Annotated in this window: 16 protein-coding genes; 13 read left to right on the top strand and 3 right to left on the bottom strand. The window is 48.6% G+C overall.

Annotation, left to right across the window (positions count from 1 at the left end):
- Positions 1-32 precede the first annotated feature (32 nt).
- The 8 genes from EP073_RS13710 to EP073_RS13675 all read left to right on the top strand — a co-directional run bounded on the left by EP073_RS13710 (position 33) and on the right by EP073_RS13675 (position 8,694).
- Positions 33-770, top strand: a complete 738-nt coding sequence (locus EP073_RS13710) for a hypothetical protein (protein ID WP_128467721.1) — start codon at positions 33-35, stop codon at positions 768-770.
- Between the two features lie 97 nt (positions 771-867).
- Entirely contained in the window at positions 868-1,353 is a 486-nt protein-coding gene (locus EP073_RS13705; RefSeq protein WP_164885400.1) for a rhodanese-like domain-containing protein, read from the top strand.
- Positions 1,354-1,376: 23 nt separating this feature from the next.
- Positions 1,377-2,612, top strand: coding sequence for a selenite/tellurite reduction operon porin ExtI (extI, locus tag EP073_RS13700; protein ID WP_128467719.1), 1,236 nt, complete (start codon positions 1,377-1,379; stop codon positions 2,610-2,612).
- Positions 2,613-2,630: 18 nt separating this feature from the next.
- A complete protein-coding gene (gene extJ / locus EP073_RS13695; RefSeq protein ID WP_128467718.1) occupies positions 2,631-2,849 on the top strand; it encodes a selenite/tellurite reduction operon protein ExtJ in 219 nt (72 codons plus the stop codon).
- Between the two features lie 187 nt (positions 2,850-3,036).
- Positions 3,037-4,812: a selenite/tellurite reduction operon c-type cytochrome ExtM gene (extM, locus tag EP073_RS13690; protein WP_241654012.1), complete on the top strand. Its 1,776-nt coding sequence runs from the start codon at positions 3,037-3,039 to the stop codon at positions 4,810-4,812.
- Entirely contained in the window at positions 4,763-6,043 is a 1,281-nt protein-coding gene (gene extO, locus EP073_RS13685; RefSeq protein ID WP_128467716.1) for a selenite/tellurite reduction operon b-type cytochrome iron-sulfur cluster-binding subunit ExtO, read from the top strand. The genes extM and extO overlap by 50 nt, the downstream gene beginning before the upstream one ends.
- Positions 6,044-6,122: 79 nt before the next feature.
- Complete coding sequence (locus tag EP073_RS13680; RefSeq protein ID WP_128467715.1) at positions 6,123-8,348, top strand: ATP-binding protein; 2,226 nt, start codon at positions 6,123-6,125, stop codon at positions 8,346-8,348.
- A complete protein-coding gene (locus tag EP073_RS13675; protein WP_164885399.1) occupies positions 8,341-8,694 on the top strand; it encodes a response regulator in 354 nt (117 codons plus the stop codon). The genes EP073_RS13680 and EP073_RS13675 overlap by 8 nt, the downstream gene beginning before the upstream one ends.
- Before the next feature lie 15 nt (positions 8,695-8,709).
- Here EP073_RS13675 and EP073_RS13670 read toward each other — a convergent pair whose 3' ends face one another.
- Together EP073_RS13670 and EP073_RS13665 are read right to left on the bottom strand one after the other, a co-directional pair.
- Positions 8,710-10,083 (bottom strand): PAS domain-containing sensor histidine kinase, encoded by a 1,374-nt coding sequence (locus tag EP073_RS13670; RefSeq protein WP_128467713.1) that lies wholly within the window; start codon positions 10,081-10,083, stop codon positions 8,710-8,712.
- Positions 10,084-10,231: 148 nt separating this feature from the next.
- Complete coding sequence (locus EP073_RS13665; RefSeq protein WP_128467712.1) at positions 10,232-11,161, bottom strand: YitT family protein; 930 nt, start codon at positions 11,159-11,161, stop codon at positions 10,232-10,234.
- Positions 11,162-11,405: 244 nt separating this feature from the next.
- Here EP073_RS13665 and EP073_RS13660 point away from each other — a divergent pair, with 244 nt between their 5' ends.
- Positions 11,406-12,470, top strand: a complete 1,065-nt coding sequence (locus EP073_RS13660) for a CNNM domain-containing protein (protein WP_128467711.1) — start codon at positions 11,406-11,408, stop codon at positions 12,468-12,470.
- A gap of 144 nt (positions 12,471-12,614) precedes the next feature.
- Positions 12,615-13,214: a TetR/AcrR family transcriptional regulator gene (locus EP073_RS13655; protein WP_128467710.1), complete on the top strand. Its 600-nt coding sequence runs from the start codon at positions 12,615-12,617 to the stop codon at positions 13,212-13,214.
- 31 nt (positions 13,215-13,245) lie between these two features.
- Here the strand turns inward: EP073_RS13655 and EP073_RS14125 are convergent, their stop codons facing one another.
- Positions 13,246-13,377 (bottom strand): hypothetical protein, encoded by a 132-nt coding sequence (locus EP073_RS14125; RefSeq protein WP_283808370.1) that lies wholly within the window; start codon positions 13,375-13,377, stop codon positions 13,246-13,248.
- Between the two features lie 500 nt (positions 13,378-13,877).
- On the opposite strand from EP073_RS14125, the gene speA reads away from it, so the two are divergent.
- The 3 genes from speA to nspC all read left to right on the top strand — a co-directional run bounded on the left by speA (position 13,878) and on the right by nspC (position 18,292).
- Entirely contained in the window at positions 13,878-15,803 is a 1,926-nt protein-coding gene (gene speA / locus EP073_RS13650; protein WP_128467709.1) for a biosynthetic arginine decarboxylase, read from the top strand.
- Positions 15,804-15,905: 102 nt separating this feature from the next.
- Positions 15,906-17,123, top strand: a complete 1,218-nt coding sequence (locus tag EP073_RS13645) for a saccharopine dehydrogenase family protein (protein WP_128467708.1) — start codon at positions 15,906-15,908, stop codon at positions 17,121-17,123.
- Complete coding sequence (gene nspC / locus EP073_RS13640; protein WP_128467707.1) at positions 17,120-18,292, top strand: carboxynorspermidine decarboxylase; 1,173 nt, start codon at positions 17,120-17,122, stop codon at positions 18,290-18,292. The genes EP073_RS13645 and nspC overlap by 4 nt, the downstream gene beginning before the upstream one ends.
- The last annotated feature ends 128 nt before the right edge of the window (positions 18,293-18,420 follow it).

The following is an 18,420-nucleotide window of genomic DNA, read 5'->3' as shown; positions in this document are numbered from 1 at the left end:
CCTGTAAAACAGCAAAAAAACGGAGGAAACTTATGAAGTTCTGCAGTTTAAGGAAATTTTATTCTTTCATTTTACTCGCAACAATCGCGGCTCTTATGAGCATGGTCGCTGCCTGCGGAAGCGGCGGCTCGGTCGACACATCTTACGAAAGCAACCCGCCTGCGTATTCTTGGTGGGAAGGCTACTACTCCAACGAATCATCCCTTGTGCAGCCTGAAACGGTTGCGGCATGGATCGACAACGGTTTCAAAACCGCTGACGGTTCGCCCGTTGTTGTTTTTGATGTAATGACAGACTATACATCCCTGACCGCACCTAAAATAACCGGTTCAGTATCCAAAGCGGCAATTTCTTCTTTCGGCTATAACGATAACAGAGCCGAAGGTCCGCTTGATACCACAGCATACAACAGCGGAGCCGGACACGGCGCGTCAAGCTCCATGATGATTACCGGAGAAAGAATTGACTCCATGATTCAGGATCTCGGTGTAGACGAGAAAACTGTCATAGTCCTCACAGGTACAGGCACCGGCAGCCAGTATGATGTCTGGAGAAGCTACTGGATATTTTCATACTGGGGCTTTTCAAAAGCTAAAGTCAAGGTTCTTGACGGCGGCACAGCAGCCTTCGCTGCGGCATATCCCGCTCTTGCGCCGACAACTGTCGCTTCTCTTTACGACCCCGCTGACAGTACTTTCAGTGTGAGGAAACTTCCTGTCCTGAAAGGCGAGCTCAGAGCCTCCATAAAAAGAGGTTATAGACGCAGTTGAAAACGGCTCACCCGTCATTTTCGCTCAGACTACAACAGCAGCCGGCAGAAATATAGAAACAGAGCATTCATTCTTTCTTGGCGCAGGTTCTGTTCACGTGAACGGAAAGTTCAATGACGCCGACACCATCAAAGCAACGATAATCGCAAACATCAACGCTTCCTACGCAGCAGACAGCAATCCTGCCACAGTTACCACATGGGATGACGTTCTTGCCCTTTTTGAAGGCAAAACAATATATGTACACTGCGGCGCCGGTTTTTCCGCTTCTGCACTGTACACTGCCTTCACAGATGTTCTCGGCGTACCTGTTGTTCTGTATGACGGTTCAAACAACCAGTGGAACGCGTTCAAGGCTGACGGTCCTCTTCAGGGGCTTATACCCGCCTATGACACATCTCTTTACAGCTTCAGCGCAACAGGCGGTCAGGCAGCACTCATAGGCGCAGCCGGTGTATTCGTTGACTGGAACTACACAGGCACAGGCAACGAAATTTACGAAGAAGACTATGAATATCACAATACCGTACCCGCCGGTGAAGGCAGTGACGGTATCGGCGACAGCATAGGCAGCGGCTGCTAATTAATTCAAGAGGGAGATAAAACATGAGAAATATAAAGTTTTTTACATTTTTTCTGGTTGTGATGCTCATGGCAGGCTCGGCATTTGCCTTCAAACCGATCGAACTCGGTGACGGCAAATACCTTAAGTTCTTCTATGAAGGTCAGTTCGGCGTTACGATGAGAAACACAGGCTCAGGCGATCAGGGTGAAGACGACACCGCCGATTTCAATTTCAGAAGAAACAGATTCGGCTTCATCGGCACTTACAACGACAAGCTCAGCTTCTATCTTCAGACAGAGTACCTTGATGACAAGGCTGTTAACCCTCTCGGCGTGAAAGACTCGCTCACTGACGATGAGAATTTCTATGTTCTCGATGCGCAGATAAGATACGCTCAGAACAACGCTTTCAACGTAACGCTCGGTAAATTTAAGCACAACCTCACAAGGGAGAACCTTGAAGGCTGCTTCACGCCCCTTAACTTCGACCGCTCGCTCTTTGTCGCTGCTCCCTTCAAAACAAGCAGAGACTACGGTGTTGCGGTATGGGGCAACCTTGCTGACGACTACCTTCAGTACAGGCTTGATGTAATGGAAGGGCGTGAATCCGGCGGCGAAGGCGATGAGGGCAGCTATGTTCCCAACTCCGGCTTCCGCTACACAGGACGTCTGCACTTCACTATGTTTGATAAGGAAACAGGCTACGGCTATCAGGGTTCATACCTCGGCGAGAAAAAAGTCCTCACCGTCGGCGGTTCATACCAGTACGAAGCTGACGTTGCTTACGGCGATACCACAAACAGAACCGATGAAGTTGACTACAGCGCATACTCTCTGGATTTCTTCGCTGAAATGCCCACAGCCGCAGGTACCTTTACTCTGTCCGGCGCTTACCTTGACATAGACCTTGATGACCTTCACAAAGGCGCTGACCCTGACTCCGCACTCACTGACAACGTTGCGGCGGGTACATTCAACGGTGCGAACGGTCAGAGAGAAGGCTACTATGTGAAAGCGGGCTACATGCTCCCCATGAACGTTGGTCCCGGCAAGCTCCAGCTCTTCGGCAGATACGACAGCTTTGAATACGCCATGCTCAACGGCTACACTGACAACACGGTTGACTTCTACGCTTTCGGCGCGAACTACTACCTCGCCGGCAACGATATTAAAATAGTAGGTCAGTACTCAATTACCGATTTCGACGAAGAGGTCGGAGCAGATACCAATAAGCAGGATTACGACACCTTTGAAATGTTCCTGCAGGTAAGATTCTAATCCTAGGAGGAAATTGATATGAAAAAGAAAATCACTGTAATTGCGCTTGCTCTTACTCTTGTTGTAGCAGGAGCGGCTTTTGCGGCTGTTAAACAGTCCAAAGGAAAAGTTGTTGAGAAACAGGGTACGACTATCACCATCAAACTCGACAAAGACATCGACGTTAAAAAAGGCGATGATGTAAAAGTTGAAGCACTCGGTTCCCCCAAAGGCGGTTTCCAGCTTCAGGGCTGCTAACCGACTGTTCTATAAGGTTATACTTTGGCGGGGCGGCTTTGTCCGCCCTGCCTCATCCAAACCGCTTTCACTTCCCAAAAAAATAATAAAAGCTTAAGATAGGTTCATGCGCAGAAAATTGTTTCTTCTAATTCCGATTATATTAATTATGCTTTCCGGAAATGCTCTTGCAGCGTCGAAGAACGCTGTGCAGTCCTGCACTGCGGCTGAGTGTCATGCTGGTATAGAGGACGCTTCCGAAAACCATAAATTCGCCTGTACGGAGTGCCACGCCGGAAATTCCGGCACAAGAGACAAGGACGCCGCACACAAGGACATGCTCGGCGGACGCAATCCCTCCGCTCCGGAGGTTTGGGACAAGGGCTGCGGCAAATGCCACCAGTATCAGCATGACAGAGTGAACACCACGCTGATGTACACCAACACGGGAATAATTAAAAACGCCCAGCAGGCATGGGATGACTACAAAGGAAAACATTACAGCACCGGCGGTTCCGAAGGGTTCGACGCTGAAGGAAACAAGGTTGTTCTGCCGAAGGTTACAGAGCTTGAGGAGCTGTCCGGCGAACTGTACAGGAAGTTCTGTTCAAGCTGCCATGTGGGGTTTGACAAACTCATAGGCTACCGTGCCCACCATTCCTCCGGCTGCGCTGCCTGTCATTTCAGCCACAGCGTGGACGGAGCTTACGCAGGCGGTGATAAAACGATTCTGGGTAAGAAACCGTACCCTGAAAAGCACGTAATCAATCCTCTTCCGAATGACGATGTCTGCCTCACCTGCCATAACCGAAGCGGGCGCATAGCTCTCTCGTACAGGGGAGAATACGACGGCAACAACTCACTCGTTCCTACCGACGGCGGCATACCGGGACCTGAACTGATGGACGGCATACGCAATATACGCCATATGCAGGCGGACATTCACAGGGAATACGGCATGGAGTGCATAGACTGCCATACCTCACGGGATATGATGGGGGACGGCTATCTGTATGAAAATATGTACCGGCAGCTTGAGACAGCATGCGAGGACTGCCACGGAACACCGGAAGATCTGCCGAAAACAGCAAAAATTACCAAAGAAAGCGACTCTCCGCTGAGGGAATCGCAGTATTACAAGGTAAAAGCGAACTACGGCGACGATATGGTGCTTACCTCCAAGGGGCGGATGTATTCAAACGTAAAAAAGGAAGGCGGCAGGTTCATTCTCTACACCAAAAGAGAGGGCAAGCGCCTTGAGATAAAGACTGTGACGAACACGGCAGACCACGCAGTGTACGGGCATGAGCGCATGGAGTGCTACACCTGCCACTCAAAGACGGTAATCCAGTGCTACGGCTGCCACACCACCTATGACAAATCGCAGACGATGATGGACTGGGTGAAAATGGAAGAGACCAAGGGTCTTTTCAGCGAGAAAGAGGACTTCCGCTCGTTCTTCCCGTTCCCCATGGGACTGAATCAGAGAGGGAAAATAGCTCCCGTCACTCCGGGCTGCCAGACCTTCCTCACTGTGCTGGATGAAAAAGGGAATGCGGTAATCAAAGAGCATGTTTTCAACTATAAGGGGGGCAGGAAGTTTAAGTTCGCCCCGTTTTACGGACATAACACAGGCAAAAAGGCAATCACCTGCCGCAAGTGCCATTCTGATCTCATGTTTGCGGGATTCGGGCAGGGGCTGGTATCGGTCACGAAGAAAAATATCGACAGTTCATACATGTGCGACCAGTGCGACAAGCCTCTGGATTCGCTGTACACGCTGAAAAACGGTAAGATGTCCGTAACCTCAGACATTGTCAGGGAACACTCAAGGGTGTTTACCCCTGCTGAGATAAGCCGGATATTCGATGCCAACCGCTGCATAATCTGCCATGACAAGGGCGACAATAAAATCTACGGGAAAAAGATAGACTATGAAAAGATTCTTTCCGATTCTGTGCATAAGCCTCTTCTTGCTGACTAGCGCGGCATACGGCGGACAGATCGATACCAAGGGCAAAACCTGTACTGACTGTCACAAGGTAAAGCTTACTGATGCTCATAAAAATGCCTCATGCACATCGTGCCATATAAAAAACGACACCCACTACGCAAAGGCGGCAGAGTTCCGCACCGGAGCGCAGGGATGTCTCACCTGCCACGCAGACTACAGGGGCATGCTGAACAGCCCCATGCACAAGCGGGATGCGGAGCAGAAGTTCGTCCACGAATCATACGGTAAAAAAGATCCTGCGTTTTACGCTAAGAACTGCTCATCCTGCCATGTCTCCTCCTGCACAGACTGCCATAAGGGGAAAAGCGTGCATGATACAGTTAAACCGAAAACTGAAGCATGCACTACATGTCACAGCGGCTATTACACTGGTATTGAATACACGGGTCTCGGTGTGCGGGACGACCATGAGCGTTACGACAGAGGGATTGAGCATAATGACGGGCTTTACGCGAAAATGCTCCCCGATGTCCACCATGAAAAGGGGATGCAGTGTTCAGAATGCCACTCCATGCAGAGTCTCGCCGAAGGCAAGCCTTTCTCAAAAACCTGCACAGACTGCCACAAGGTCAGCAGAACCTCATCAATAGAGCATTCGATCCCCGAGCATATGGAGAAAATGGAGTGCTACACCTGCCACTCGGCATGGGCTTCACAGGAATACGGCACCTTCTGGATACGCTTCCGCAATACAGAATATGACGATTACTTCCGCTGGGTGAAAACGCCGAACAACGAATACGCCAAAAGCAGCCACACCAAGGACTATTCTCCGCCGCCTCTCGGGGTGAACTCACGGGGGAAATACTCACCCGTACGTCCTCAGTATATAGCGTTTTTTACATATGTAGTGGGTGAAGGCGCCAAAGGGAAAGAGAACGAAATGCTGGCAGACCATTATAAGGCTCTTTTTCCGCATACAGTCAGACGGGAGGTTGTGATGTGTGAAAGCTGCCATAAAAACAATAAGCGTCTGATGCGTGAAACGGAGGAGGAGCGGATCTTCGACCTGAAAAAGGACGGACTGGAGATTGAGAGCTTCCACAGCGGAAAGGAATTTAAGGTCACAAACGGACGCTTTATTAACGATGCGGAATACAAGCGTATCACAGATGATGATCAGCGCTATAAAAAACTTTCCGTAAAAAAATGGAAACAGCTGAAGGATGCTGTGCAGGGAGGGGATACGCGCGGAAAATAGATCCGAATACATTAGTGTGTAAATCATCGAAATATGGGCTATAATACTTTATTGCTATCTTTGACTTAACGGAGCCTGTATGTTTCCCGTTTCAAGAAAAGTATCATTATTCGTTACTTTTTTGATCCTTGTTCTCTGCGCTTATTTCATAGGCTCATCCCTGCTGAGGAATCAGCGTGCCTTTGAGCTTATGACGGAGCGGGACAAGACAAGGCTTCAGGGTCTGGTGACAGATATTCCCAAGCGTTTCATAGACATACTTCGCAACGCCAACTCAGGCATACTTTCCGACAAAGAGATCTCAGAGGCTTTCTATGAGCAGGACAAGGCAAAAACCGCTCAGCTTCTTGAGCAGTATTTTAGTCATCTCAGAGGCGACTTCGGCAATACCCGCACGGTGATACACCTTCTGCTGGCGGACGGCACATCCTTCTACCGCGCGCATCAGCCGGACCAGTTCGGCGATAACCTTCTCGCTTCCCGACCCATGATTAAGAAAACTCTTGAAACGGGCGAGGAGCAATCCGGCTTTGAAACAGGCAGATACGGGCTGTCGCTGAGGGTGATAAGCCCTGTTTACAGAGACGGCGAGCTCATCGGCGCTCTTGACACAGCCATAGACGCAGGCTTCATCGCAGCAAGGATTTCAAGCCTTACCTCTTACGCTGCGAGCATCCTTTTAAACATGCAGAGCTCTGATCACTACAAAATGAAGATCAACAACAAGGTGTCTTCAGACAAATTTGAAATCTTCAACACCTCTCCGGAGCTTTTTGAAAAGATATACGGAAAGCTCAACGGCAGCGGATTCCCTGAACTGCTCAAGGTTGACGGCAGGATATTCTTTTTAATAAGCGACATGCAGATAACCGAGTTCAGCGGCGAAAATACCGGAATATTTCTTTTCGCTCTTGATGTTACCGAAGAGATAAAATGGGTGCGTGCTTACCTGTATAAAAGCGCCGCCGCGACCGCTTTCATTGTTATCCTTATCCTTTTCATAATAAGAAAGGGCTTCAGGGAAATGATAGGCGGTCTGGAAAGGAAATACGCGAGAACCATAAAGGAGCTTGAACGCAAAGAGGCGCAGTGCAGGGGTTATATTGTGAACGCTCCTCTCGCCGTGTTCGTGACCGATTCAAACCTCAATCTGCTTGAAACCAACCCTGCGGCGGAAGAACTGACAGGTTACAGCGATCCGGAAATGATGCTGATGAACTTTATCTCCCTTTTTCACTACGAGTCTCCGGAGACCAAAGAAGCAATCAGAAAATCTCTCACGGAAACAGGAAGGCTCAGCGGGATGTATACCTTCAGAACCGCAAACGGAAAACGGATTCAGGTTCAGGCTGACGCCGCCTCGCTTCCATCACACAGACTGAACATAATCTTCTGTCGTGACGTGACGGAGGAAAATAGTCTCAAAATCGACTTGGAAAGAGCTTATGCCGAACTGGAGGACATGAACCGCCACCTCACAGTCAAGGTTGAGGAGGAGATAGAAAAAAGGCAGAAGACGGAGAAGCATCTGGAGCAGCAGAAAAAATTCTCCGACATGGGGCAGATGATAAACGCCATAGCCCACCAGTGGCGTCAGCCGCTGAACGCTCTGGGCATATATATTCAGGACACAGCCGAGAGAATAAAGGAGAAAGTGCTTACGGAGAAGGATTTGAGTGAGTTTGAATCTGTTTCTATGATGCTCATCTCTCAGATGTCCGACACCATCGACAACTTCCGCTCGTTCTTTCTCCCGTCCAAGGAGCAGGAGAAATTTAATGTTGCGGAGGAGACTGCGTATCTCCTGCGGATGCTCAGCGCTCAGATGTCCTCAAAGAACATCAATCTGACATATACGTGTGACTGCGACGGCGAAAAGCGGAGCTGCATGGATGACTACAGTATGCCTGTGTGCGGTGCGGCGTATGTATCCGCCTTCGGCTATGTGGGCGAGTTCCGGCAGGCGCTGATGAATATTGTCAGCAACGCAATATATGCGGTGGAAGAAAAATCTCTGACGGAAAAAAAATTAAAAGGAATGATAAATATAGAATTATCCTGCTATAATGGGATCATTAAACTAAATGTAAAAGATAACGGGACGGGAATTGCAAACGAAACATTGTCAAAAGTTTTCGATCCGTATTATACTACCAAGCCTCAGGGAAGGGGAACAGGCATAGGGCTGTATGTCACCAAGCTTCTCATCGAAAAACATATGGGAGGTAAAATCCGCATCTACAACAACCCCGAAGGCGGTGCAGGAGTGGAAATTACACTTAGTCAGGATATTGCAGATGAATAATAAGACGATCCTTTACGCTGAAGACGACATAATTATACAGAAAATACTGGGAAAATTCATAAGCAAGAAATACCCGGATACTCTCATTGCCAGCAACGGTAGGGATGCTCTCTCGCTCTTTGAGGCGAATAAGGTGGACGCCGTAGTGACTGATCTTTCGATGCCGGTTATGAGCGGATTCGAGCTGATTAGAAAAATAAGGGAGCAGAATACCGTGACCCCGATCATCGTCACCACCGCTTACCGTGATGAAGCCAAGCAGCTTGATGATGCGGGAGTGACGATCCTCTACAAGCCGATCGATACAAAGGAGCTTATGAAGAGTCTTGAAGCGGCGTTTGCCTGATGAAATAGAAGCGGGCTAGTCCGCAGGCAGGCTGACGGTTACTCGGGTGAAGCCCTCTCCGGTCATAAAAGAGATGGTTCCGCCGTGCGCCTCTGCCAGAAGCTTTGCTGAGTATGTGCCCAGTCCTGTTCCCGCTGTCTTGCCTTTTGTTATGTATTTTTCAAAAAACCTGTCTACAATTTCCCGGGGGATCTCCCCTTTGTTGCTCACCGCGATTACGTCCCGTCCGTTGGTTTTTTCACATTCAACCTGAACTGTTTCCCCTTCCGGCGAGGCTTCGATCGCATTTGTGACAAGGTTGGAAAGGCATGAGTACAGAAGAAGATCATCCGCCCTGACAATGAAACCGCCGGGTGTGTCTGCCTGAAAAACCTTTCTGATCTTCACTCTGTAGGATGCGGCAAGACCTTCAAGGTGTGAGCAGACCCTTCCGAGAAGTTCATCGAGAAGAACGTCCCTTTTCTTAACAGTATAGTCTCCCCTCTCCAGACGGTAAAGCACCTGAGAGAGATTTATCATCGCATTAAGCTGAAAGCATGATTCAATTATTTTTGAGGCAAGAAACCGTGTGTCCTCAGATTCGGATGAGGCTTCAAGAGTCTGCCCGAGGAGATAAATGGCGTTGAGCGGCGTTTTGAGATCATGGCGCATTATCCGCTCCACATCCTCACGGAGAAGCTCAAGCTTCTTCCTTTCGTCTATGTCGTGAGCTATGACAAGTCGGGCAGATCTGCCGCCGTCCCACCCGATGAGCCGTCCTGTTTCAAAATACCATCTTCCGGTGCGGTTGTTGAACACTTCCTCAGCGGATGATTCCGAAAAGCTTTCACTGTCCATGCCGCAGTGGGAGCATTTTTCATCACGACCGTGTATCACCTTCCAGCATTTTTCGCCCTGCCAGCTTTCTCCGCACCCCAGAGCTTCCAGCGCGTGGCTGTTTATGTAAAGCATGGTGCTGTTTGAGGGGTTTATCACATAAACCATGGCGGAAAGACTGTTGAGCACAAACGGAACCTTCTCCCCGCTCTCAGAGGGGAACACTTCGTTCTCTGTCTGCCTTACGGCGCAGATTATCTTCCCGTCCGGCTCTTCTCCGTCTTCGGAAAAAGGGTAAAGCTCCAGCGTAACTCTGACGGATTTGTCCGCCGCAAGCCTGTGTACTGCTCCGTGAGTTATTTTCTGTCTGTAGCCGCCGGAGAAAAGATTTGAAAAAGAGCACTGTCTGTCAGTGTTACGGCAGAGAGAACAAATCTTCACATTTCCCGCATTTTCCGCGCACAGTGAGTAAAGCTCGGAAGCTCTTTTGTTAAAACCGAGGACAGTTCCCTCACCGTCAAGCAGAAAAAGCGGTCTATCAGATATTTCCGCAATCAGCTTAAAGCTTTTCATAGTCCGCCTTCGGCATTAATCATATTGATTTTTCACAAAAACGCAATACGGGAGGGTCACGTAAAGTTAAAATCATTATATATAATGACTGTGGACATAGAGAGAAGGAACCGCTCCCTGCCGGTTTTTTAGAAATAAATGATTATTGTTATCTGCCGGAAGGTGATTTAAGGTGGGTGAATCCGGTTCCGCCCCATGCCTGCTGAGCCGTTCCTATGACAAGGAAAGCCTTGGGATCAATGGCTGCGACGAGGAATTTGAGGTCGGAAACCTGCGAGCGTCTCACTGTGCAGTAAATCATTGTGCGCTCAGTGTCCGAATAAGCTCCGGTCATCTGCCACATGCTCACTCCGCGCTGAAGCTCCGCCATGAGAGTGCGGCTCATTACCTTTGGGTTGTCTGTGATTATCCAAGCGATCCGCACCTGACTCACACCCTCAAGCACAAAATCGGACGCCATACCTCCGAGAAGAAGGGTAAGCAGCGCAAGCATAGCCTTTTCCCAGCTGAAAACAAATCCGGCAAGAACAATCACGATCATATCCGTGTAGAGATAAGACTGGCTGAGGGGAAACCCCATGCGTTTCTGGAGGATTCTGGCGGGAATGCTTGTCCCGCCCATGCTTCCGCCCGCACGGTATATTATCCCCGCGCCCAGCCCGACAGAAACACCGGCGTATATGCAGTTAAGGAGCAGATCCTGTGATAAGGGGAAAACATCCATATAAACAGGGAGCAGACGCACAAACAGATCCGAAGCCGCGGAGAAGGTGATGACGGAGTTGATTGTGGAAAAGATGAACTTCAGCCCGCCGAGCTGGTAATATCCCACAACAAGCAGAGGAATATTGAAAAGAAAGTACAGCATGCCCACCGTGAGCCCTGAATATTCATTTATTATTATGGCAAGACCGCTGATACCGCCCGCAGCGATCTGAAAAGGAACCTGAAAAACCACGTATCCGAAGGCGGCAAGAATGCTGCCGAGAATAATGAGAAACTGATTGTAGGCAAATCTTAAAATAAAATTTTTTTTAGGAACCACATATCTGGAACCCTTAAGCTGGCTCTGCTGCATCTTATTCCTGACCGTAGATATTTAATATATGAAGTAATGCCATTAATACTCTTTGCGCTGTATTATTGCAAGTCAAACAGGAAGAATCGCGGACTGAAAGAGTTTTAATAATTTTGTGCTTTTTTCATAATCCATCCGAACACTTTTTATGCGAATCTTAAAATTTTCCCGATTTATATGGACACTGCCCGTGCCTTTCTGTATTATTTATAAAAATCTTTTCAGGAGTTACTTAAGCACCTGTATGCTAACCCTCTTTACCTACATTATTGTAGCCCTCGGGCTCTCCTTCCTCTGCTCCGTAATGGAAGCGGTTCTCCTCAGCATGACTCCCGTATACGCCATTCAGCTTGAACAGAAAAACCCCAAGGCAGGCAAGACATACACCGAGCTTAAAAAAGACATAGAGGCGCCTCTGTCCGCTATTTTAAGCCTTAACACCATAGCCCACACCATAGGCGCCGCCGGTGCGGGCGCTCAGGCAACCAAAATTTTCGGGGATGCCTATCTCGGTGTAATCTCCGTGATACTCACGCTGCTTATTCTCATTCTGTCAGAGATTCTGCCCAAGACGCTGGGCGCTGTCTTCTGGAAACAGATAGCCGTCCCGATGCTTCCTGTGCTCAGGTTTACCATGTTTACCATGAAGCCTCTGGTGTTCCTCACCAATCTGATGACAAAAATACTCCCTAAAAGCAAAGAATCAGGCGTGATAAATCATGATGAATTCCTTATTCTTACACAGCAGGGGATAAAAGGCGGCGTGTTCAGTGAGCAGGAATCGCTGATTCTTACCAATCTTTTCATGCTGAAAAAGCTCACAGTGAAGCACATAATGACTCCGAGAACAGTTATGTTCGCCCTCCGAGAGGACACTACTGTCGGTGAGGTTCTGGCAAGGCATCCGGAAATGGTTTTTTCCCGTATTCCTGTGTATAAAACAGCTCTGGACGACATAACCGGCTTCGTGCTCAGAAGCGATATACTGCTTTACGCCGTGCGTGATATGAAAGACACTCCTCTTTCAGAATTCAGACGCCCCATAAACGCCGTGCCCGAATCAATATCAATCAGCAGGCACTTCACGGGGCTGATAAAGGACAGGGCGCACATATCCCTCGTGATTGACGAATACGGCGGCACAGCGGGTATAGTGACCCTTGAGGACGTTATCGAAACGCTGATCGGCATAGAGATTGTTGACGAACACGACAAGGTGAAAGACCTTCAGAATCTCGCAAGGCAGCAGTGGAGCAACCGAATCCGCAAAATGGGGCTTAATCCCGCCGACTATGACTTCGACAGATAAACCCGCCAAAACGGGCTTCCTCCGGCTTTTTCTGTAAATATTTGTAACCTTCCCAACATTCCCATTGCCTAATCCTGACTGCGCATTATAATAATGACCATATAGTCATCTTAATGACCCTTGAGTCAGAGGACGGAGTTTGCCATGCACAGGATAGACAGGCGGCAGATAGTAAACAAGCTTATTAAAGACACAGTGTACGACAGCGTTATGGAAATACTCCATGAGTCCGGCAGCGAAAAGCTGACGATGGAGGAGGTTGCCGCAAAGGCAGGGGTCTCCAAGGGAACACTTTATAACTATTTCAAAAACAAAGAAGACCTCATGGACTTCGTAGAGCAGCAGACAATAGAGCCGATCATCGACGGTCTGCGGGAAATACGCGGCAGCAGCAAAAGCGCGCCGGAAAAGCTGAGGGATACTTCAAGGTTCGTTTTTGAAATATACAGGACACGTAAAGACTACGTAAGATACCAGAAGGAGATTACTACTTATAAGCACAATGCGGAAATTTCAAGGCGCATTGGAGAGGAGCATTTCAGCTCAATATGGGCGCAGGGAACTCTGGACGGCGATTTTAATAATGTTGATCCCCTCATATTCAAAGCGGTGACAGGGGGAGCTCTGGCATCGATAATGGATACATGGATCTTTGACGGCGCGGAAGAGCCTGACATCGAAAAAGCTGTCAGAGGGCTTGAAAAAATTTATACCGAGGGTTTCATAGAAAAAAAACCATTATGAGTAAACTTTTTTAATCTTTTAAGCGTCTTAATCAGGAAAGACGGGCTGAAAAGCTCTCTTCGATAAAAACCCGCAGGGGGTTTATGACCAGTTTTCCTCCTGCGGGGTTTCTGTCCCAGCGTTTGAGGCTGTTATCAAGGGTACAAAAAGCCGAGACTGCCACGCCGCCTTGCTCCTTACAGTGACATAAATTTTTGTCATTGCGAGCTTTTGTGAAGCAATCCCCTCTGTATTCAATATCACATTCCGAGTTTGCCGCCAGTCCGGAACACTGTGTCTCTGTCCCCGCGTTTTACCGTCATGCGGTTTTTATGGTGTCTGCCGTATCTTTTGCATATATTATCAGTAACTAAGCCAAAACATTACTGTCCGCAGGCTTTAGAGCTTCCTGCCTTGGCGAAAAATAAAAAAATATTAAAAAAATCTCTGCGTATATTGTCAGTTTTACAGGAAAAAACATAAAAAGCACTGAATGAGCATTCATCTTCAATGAGAGCGAAGCATCAAAAGTCATACTTTTGCAAAATATGACTTTTTTCTGAAATTTTTCAAGCCCATGCGGAATAAGCGTTTTCAAAGACCGGACATATAATTTTATTGACACATACCCAGTTTTTTCGTAAATAAACCTGTTTTTACCATTTTAAGGAGGCCTTAAACTAGATGTGGCGAAATCCTGAGCTTATCAAAAACTGGACTATCTCAAACGCGGAAGAACTCTACGGAATAAACAAGTGGGGTGCGGACTACTTCTCCATCAACAAGAAGGGGCATGTGGTGGTTACCCCGTTCGGCAAGGAGAACGGACCGCAGATAAGCCTTCATGAAATAGTAAAAGAGGTTGAGGACAGAGGGCTTGCTATGCCTGTTATCCTCAGGATTGAAAACATTCTCGGTTCGCAGATCAAGCTTCTGCACAACACCTTCAGAGACGTGATAAAAGCCACTGGCTACAAAAACGAATACAAAGGGGTCTTCCCCATAAAAGTTAACCAGCAGGAGCAGGTAATTGAGGCCATAGCCCAGTTCGGCAAGGACTTCAACCACGGACTGGAGGCGGGCAGCAAGCCTGAACTCATTGCCGCCATATCCATGCTCCAGAACAGGGACGCCTGCCTTATCTGCAACGGCTACAAGGACGAGGAGTTCATCGATCTCGGTCTTTATGCGGTAAAAATGGGCTTTAAATGCTTTTTCGTTATCGAAGTTCCGGGAGAGCTTGAGCTTATACTGGAAAGAGCGAAAAAACTTAAGGTTCGCCCCTATCTCGGAGTGCGCATAAAGCTTTCCACCCATGCGGAAGGTCAGTGGAGCGAATCCAGCGGAGACGCAAGCGTTTTCGGGCTGAACATCAGTCAGGTTATAGACGTTATAGACAGGCTCAAGCAGTCCGACATGCTGGACTGTCTTCAGCTTCTTCATTATCATATAGGCTCGCAGATCCCCAACATCCGTGATATTCGCGCCGGAGCTTTTGAGGCCTGCCGCATATATCAGGAGCTGGTTAACGAAGGTGCCAAGATGGGCTATCTCGACTTCGGCGGCGGTCTCGCCGTGGATTATGACGGCTCCAACACAAACTACCACTCAAGCCGTAACTACTCAGTAGAGGAATACTGCTACGACATAGTGGAATCCATAATCGCCGTGCTGGACAAGCATGACATTCCTCATCCCGTAATCATCACAGAATCGGGCAGGGTAACTGTCGCCTATTATTCAGTTCTGCTGTTTAATGTGCTGGATGTTTCCTCATTCCACCCGAGTCCGCTGCCCAAAGATGTTAAGGACAACCCAAGTGAGCTTATACAGAACCTTCTCAGCACACATGACATGATTTCGCCCAAGGCGATACAGGAGTGCTGCAACGATGCGCTGTACTACAGAAATCAGGCTCGTCAGCTCTTCAAGCACGGTCAGATAAATCTCCGTGACCGTGCGCTGGCGGAGAACCTTGTGCGCCATATACTGATACAAATATCCAAAGTCGGCTCAGAGCTTAAACATGTTCCCAAGGACGTGCAGGACATAGACCGTCTTTTGTATGACGTGTATTACGGCAACTTCAGCCTGTTTCAGTCGCTGCCGGATGTGTGGGCTATAAACCAGATCTTCCCTGTTATGCCCATACACAGGCTTAATGAGGCACCGACGCATCCTGCCATCATCTCCGATATAACATGCGACTGCGACGGAAAGATAGACAACTTCCCCGATTATGCGCACGATAAAAACGCACTGATGCTCCATGAGCTGAAGGACGGTGAGGAGTATTACCTTGGCGTGTTCCTCGTGGGCGCTTATCAGGAAACCCTCGGAGATCTGCACAACCTCTTCGGGGATACCAACGTGGCGACAATCCACGTGAACGATGATGGCGGCTATCAGGTCATTAAAGAACTGGAGGGAGATTCCGTTGCGGATGTCCTCTCATATGTGGAATATGACGTAAAAGCCCTCAGAAAAAGCCTGAAGCAGCTTGCGGAGGACTCCATAAACAAAGGCTTCATCACCCCCAAGGAGCGCAAACAGATTCTCGAAGGCTTTGAAGAAGGCTTAAGAGGGTATACGTACTTTGAAAGGGAATAAACAAAGTGAGTTTTTTGAAGGGTTACAGGGAAGCTTTGTTTCTAAAAAGTTTTCCTAAAAAAATTAAATATAAAACATTTTAATGAATAAAGGAGTTTGCGAATGTCAAAAGTGCTCATAATCGGTGCGGGCGGCGTAGGTAATGTTGTTGTGAAGAAGTGCGCACAGCATCCTGACGTTTTTAAGGAAATCTTTCTTGCCAGCAGGACGAAGGGGAAGTGCGACGCTATAGCCGCAGAGGTTAAGAAAATGTACGGCGTCGATGTGAAGACCTACGCTGTGGATGCGGATGTTGTCAGCGACATAGTACGTGTCATTAACGACTGCAAGCCTGAGCTTGTGCTTAATGTCGCCCTGCCGTATCAGGATCTTGCGATCATGGACGCATGCCTTGAGACAGGGGTGAACTACCTTGACACGGCAAATTACGAGCCTAAGGACGAAGCGAAGTTTGAATACTCATGGCAGTGGGCTTATCAGGATAAATTCAAAGAGAAAGGGCTTATGGCAGTTCTCGGCTGCGGGTTTGACCCGGGTGTGACGAATATCTTCTGCGCATACGCACAGAAGCACCTGTACGACAGCATCCGCACAATCGACATTCTCGACTGCAACGCAGGTGACCACGGGCATCCGTTTGCCACGAACTTCAACCCTGAGATAAACATCCGTGAGGTGACTCAGGTGGTGCGCCACTGGAAGGACGGAGAATGGATCGAAACCCCCGCGATACTTGACGACAGCTGCGTTCACTTCTCATTTGACTATCCCGAGGCGGGCAAAAAAGAGAGCTATCTTCTCTTTCATGAGGAGATGGAATCGCTTGTGAAGAACATCAAAGGTCTGGAGAGAATCCGCTTCTGGATGACATTCTCACAGAACTACATAACACACCTTAAAGTGCTTGAGAATGTGGGCATGACCCGTATTGACGAAGTGGATTTTGGCGGCTGCAAAATAATCCCGCTTCAGTTCCTCAAGGCTTTGCTCCCCGATCCGGGCAGTCTCGGCACTAACTACAAGGGGCTTGCAGTAATCGGCTGTGTTTTTGACGGCGAGAAGGACGGCAAAAAGATTAAGAAATACATCTACAACGTCTGCGATCACGCAGAAGCCTACAGAGAGGTTCAGGCGCAGGCGGTTTCATATACCACGGGCGTTCCCGCCATGATCGGCGCAATGATGATGCTGAAAGATGTATGGAAGGACACGGGCGTTTTCAACGTGGAGCAGCTTGATCCCGATATGTTCATGGATGAGCTTAACAAATGCGGTCTGCCTTGGCAGGTTGTGGATTTTGAAGGTCAGCTTCCCGAATGACAGATTCATATGCACAGACGCTGAAAGATTTTCCGAAGGAAATAACGGGCAGGGCGGAAACGCCCTGTTACCTGATCAGTGAGGATGTGATCCGTCGCAACTGCGAAATTCTTGACTCAGTGCAAAAGCGCACAGGGGCGAAGATAATGCTTGCTCTCAAGGCGTTTGCCCTGCCGAAGATGTTTCCGCTTATTTCATCATATCTGCACGGAGTCTGCGCCAGCGGTCCCATAGAGGCGCAACTGGGCTTTGAGGAGTTCAAAAGGGAGACACATACCTATTCTCCCGCATTCACATACGCTCAGATGGAGCGGGTAATAAAATACTCCGACCATATAGTCTTCAACTCCGTGAACCAGTGGCATCTGCACAGGGATAAGATAAAGGCAGGCGGCAGGCATATTGAAATAGGTCTGCGGGTTAACCCCGGGCATGCCGAGGTTGAGGTGGAACTGTATAACCCGTGCCTCCCCGGCTCACGCTTCGGCGTGGCTCCGCAGGACTTGGAAGGAGTCGACCTCACAGGGATAGACGGACTGCACTTTCACGCCATGTGCGAACAGAATTCGGATGTTCTGGAAAGGGTGCTGGCATCTTTTGAAAAGCATTTCTCTCACCTCATACCGCAGATGAAATGGATAAACTTCGGCGGCGGACATCACATAACAAGAGACGATTACGATATTGAGCTTCTCTGCCGCCTGATTACAGATTTCCGGAAAAGATACAATAATATACAGGTTTACCTCGAACCCGGTGAGGCAGTGGTGCTGAATGCGGGAGTGTTTATAACCTCTGTGTTGGACACTATATACAACGGAATGGACATAGCCGTGTGCGACTGCTCGGCGGAAACGCACATGCCGGATGTTCTGGCAATGCCGTACAGACCGAAGCTCACAGGCGAGCCCGAGAACGGAAAATATACCTATCGTCTTGGCGGAATCTCCTGCCTCTCAGGGGATGTCATAGGGGATTATCATTTTGACGCGCCGCTGAAAAGGGGTGACAGACTGGTTTTTACCGATATGGCGCTGTATTCTTTCGTGAAGAACACAAACTTCAACGGAGTGGAGCTCCCCTCGATCGTCACATTCAGCCTTGAGAAAGGAACCTTTGAAGTAATCAGAAAATTCGGTTACGAAGATTATAAGAACAGAATAAGCTGAAAAGTAAACAACTGCATAAATCCTCCCCCGCCCTCCTTTCATAAAGGAGGGTGTTTTTCTTTCAGCGGCAATAACTTCCCCTTGTCCTCACTGCGAGGGATTGGAGCGACGAAGCAGTCTTTAAATAT

The organism is Geovibrio thiophilus (assembly GCF_004087915.1).
Classification (GTDB): Bacteria; Chrysiogenota; Deferribacteres; order Deferribacterales; family Geovibrionaceae; genus Geovibrio; species Geovibrio thiophilus.
Note: the sequence above shows the minus strand (reverse complement) of the source record. Positions and strands in the feature narration are given on the sequence as shown.

Bases quoted from the DNA above. Each gene is read 5' to 3' on its own strand.
- EP073_RS13710 (WP_128467721.1), top strand. From the start codon at position 33: ATGAAGTTCTGCAGTTTAAGGAAATTTTATTCTTTCATTTTACTCGCA.
- extI (WP_128467719.1), top strand. From the start codon at position 1,377: ATGAGAAATATAAAGTTTTTTACATTTTTTCTGGTTGTGATGCTCATG.
- extJ (WP_128467718.1), top strand. From the start codon at position 2,631: ATGAAAAAGAAAATCACTGTAATTGCGCTTGCTCTTACTCTTGTTGTA.
- extO (WP_128467716.1), top strand. From the start codon at position 4,763: ATGAAAAGATTCTTTCCGATTCTGTGCATAAGCCTCTTCTTGCTGACT.
- EP073_RS13680 (WP_128467715.1), top strand. From the start codon at position 6,123: ATGTTTCCCGTTTCAAGAAAAGTATCATTATTCGTTACTTTTTTGATC.
- EP073_RS13675 (WP_164885399.1), top strand. From the start codon at position 8,341: ATGAATAATAAGACGATCCTTTACGCTGAAGACGACATAATTATACAG.
- EP073_RS13670 (WP_128467713.1), bottom strand. From the start codon at position 10,083: ATGAAAAGCTTTAAGCTGATTGCGGAAATATCTGATAGACCGCTTTTT.
- EP073_RS13665 (WP_128467712.1), bottom strand. From the start codon at position 11,161: ATGCAGCAGAGCCAGCTTAAGGGTTCCAGATATGTGGTTCCTAAAAAA.
- EP073_RS13660 (WP_128467711.1), top strand. From the start codon at position 11,406: ATGCTAACCCTCTTTACCTACATTATTGTAGCCCTCGGGCTCTCCTTC.
- EP073_RS13655 (WP_128467710.1), top strand. From the start codon at position 12,615: ATGCACAGGATAGACAGGCGGCAGATAGTAAACAAGCTTATTAAAGAC.
- speA (WP_128467709.1), top strand. From the start codon at position 13,878: ATGTGGCGAAATCCTGAGCTTATCAAAAACTGGACTATCTCAAACGCG.
- EP073_RS13645 (WP_128467708.1), top strand. From the start codon at position 15,906: ATGTCAAAAGTGCTCATAATCGGTGCGGGCGGCGTAGGTAATGTTGTT.
- nspC (WP_128467707.1), top strand. From the start codon at position 17,120: ATGACAGATTCATATGCACAGACGCTGAAAGATTTTCCGAAGGAAATA.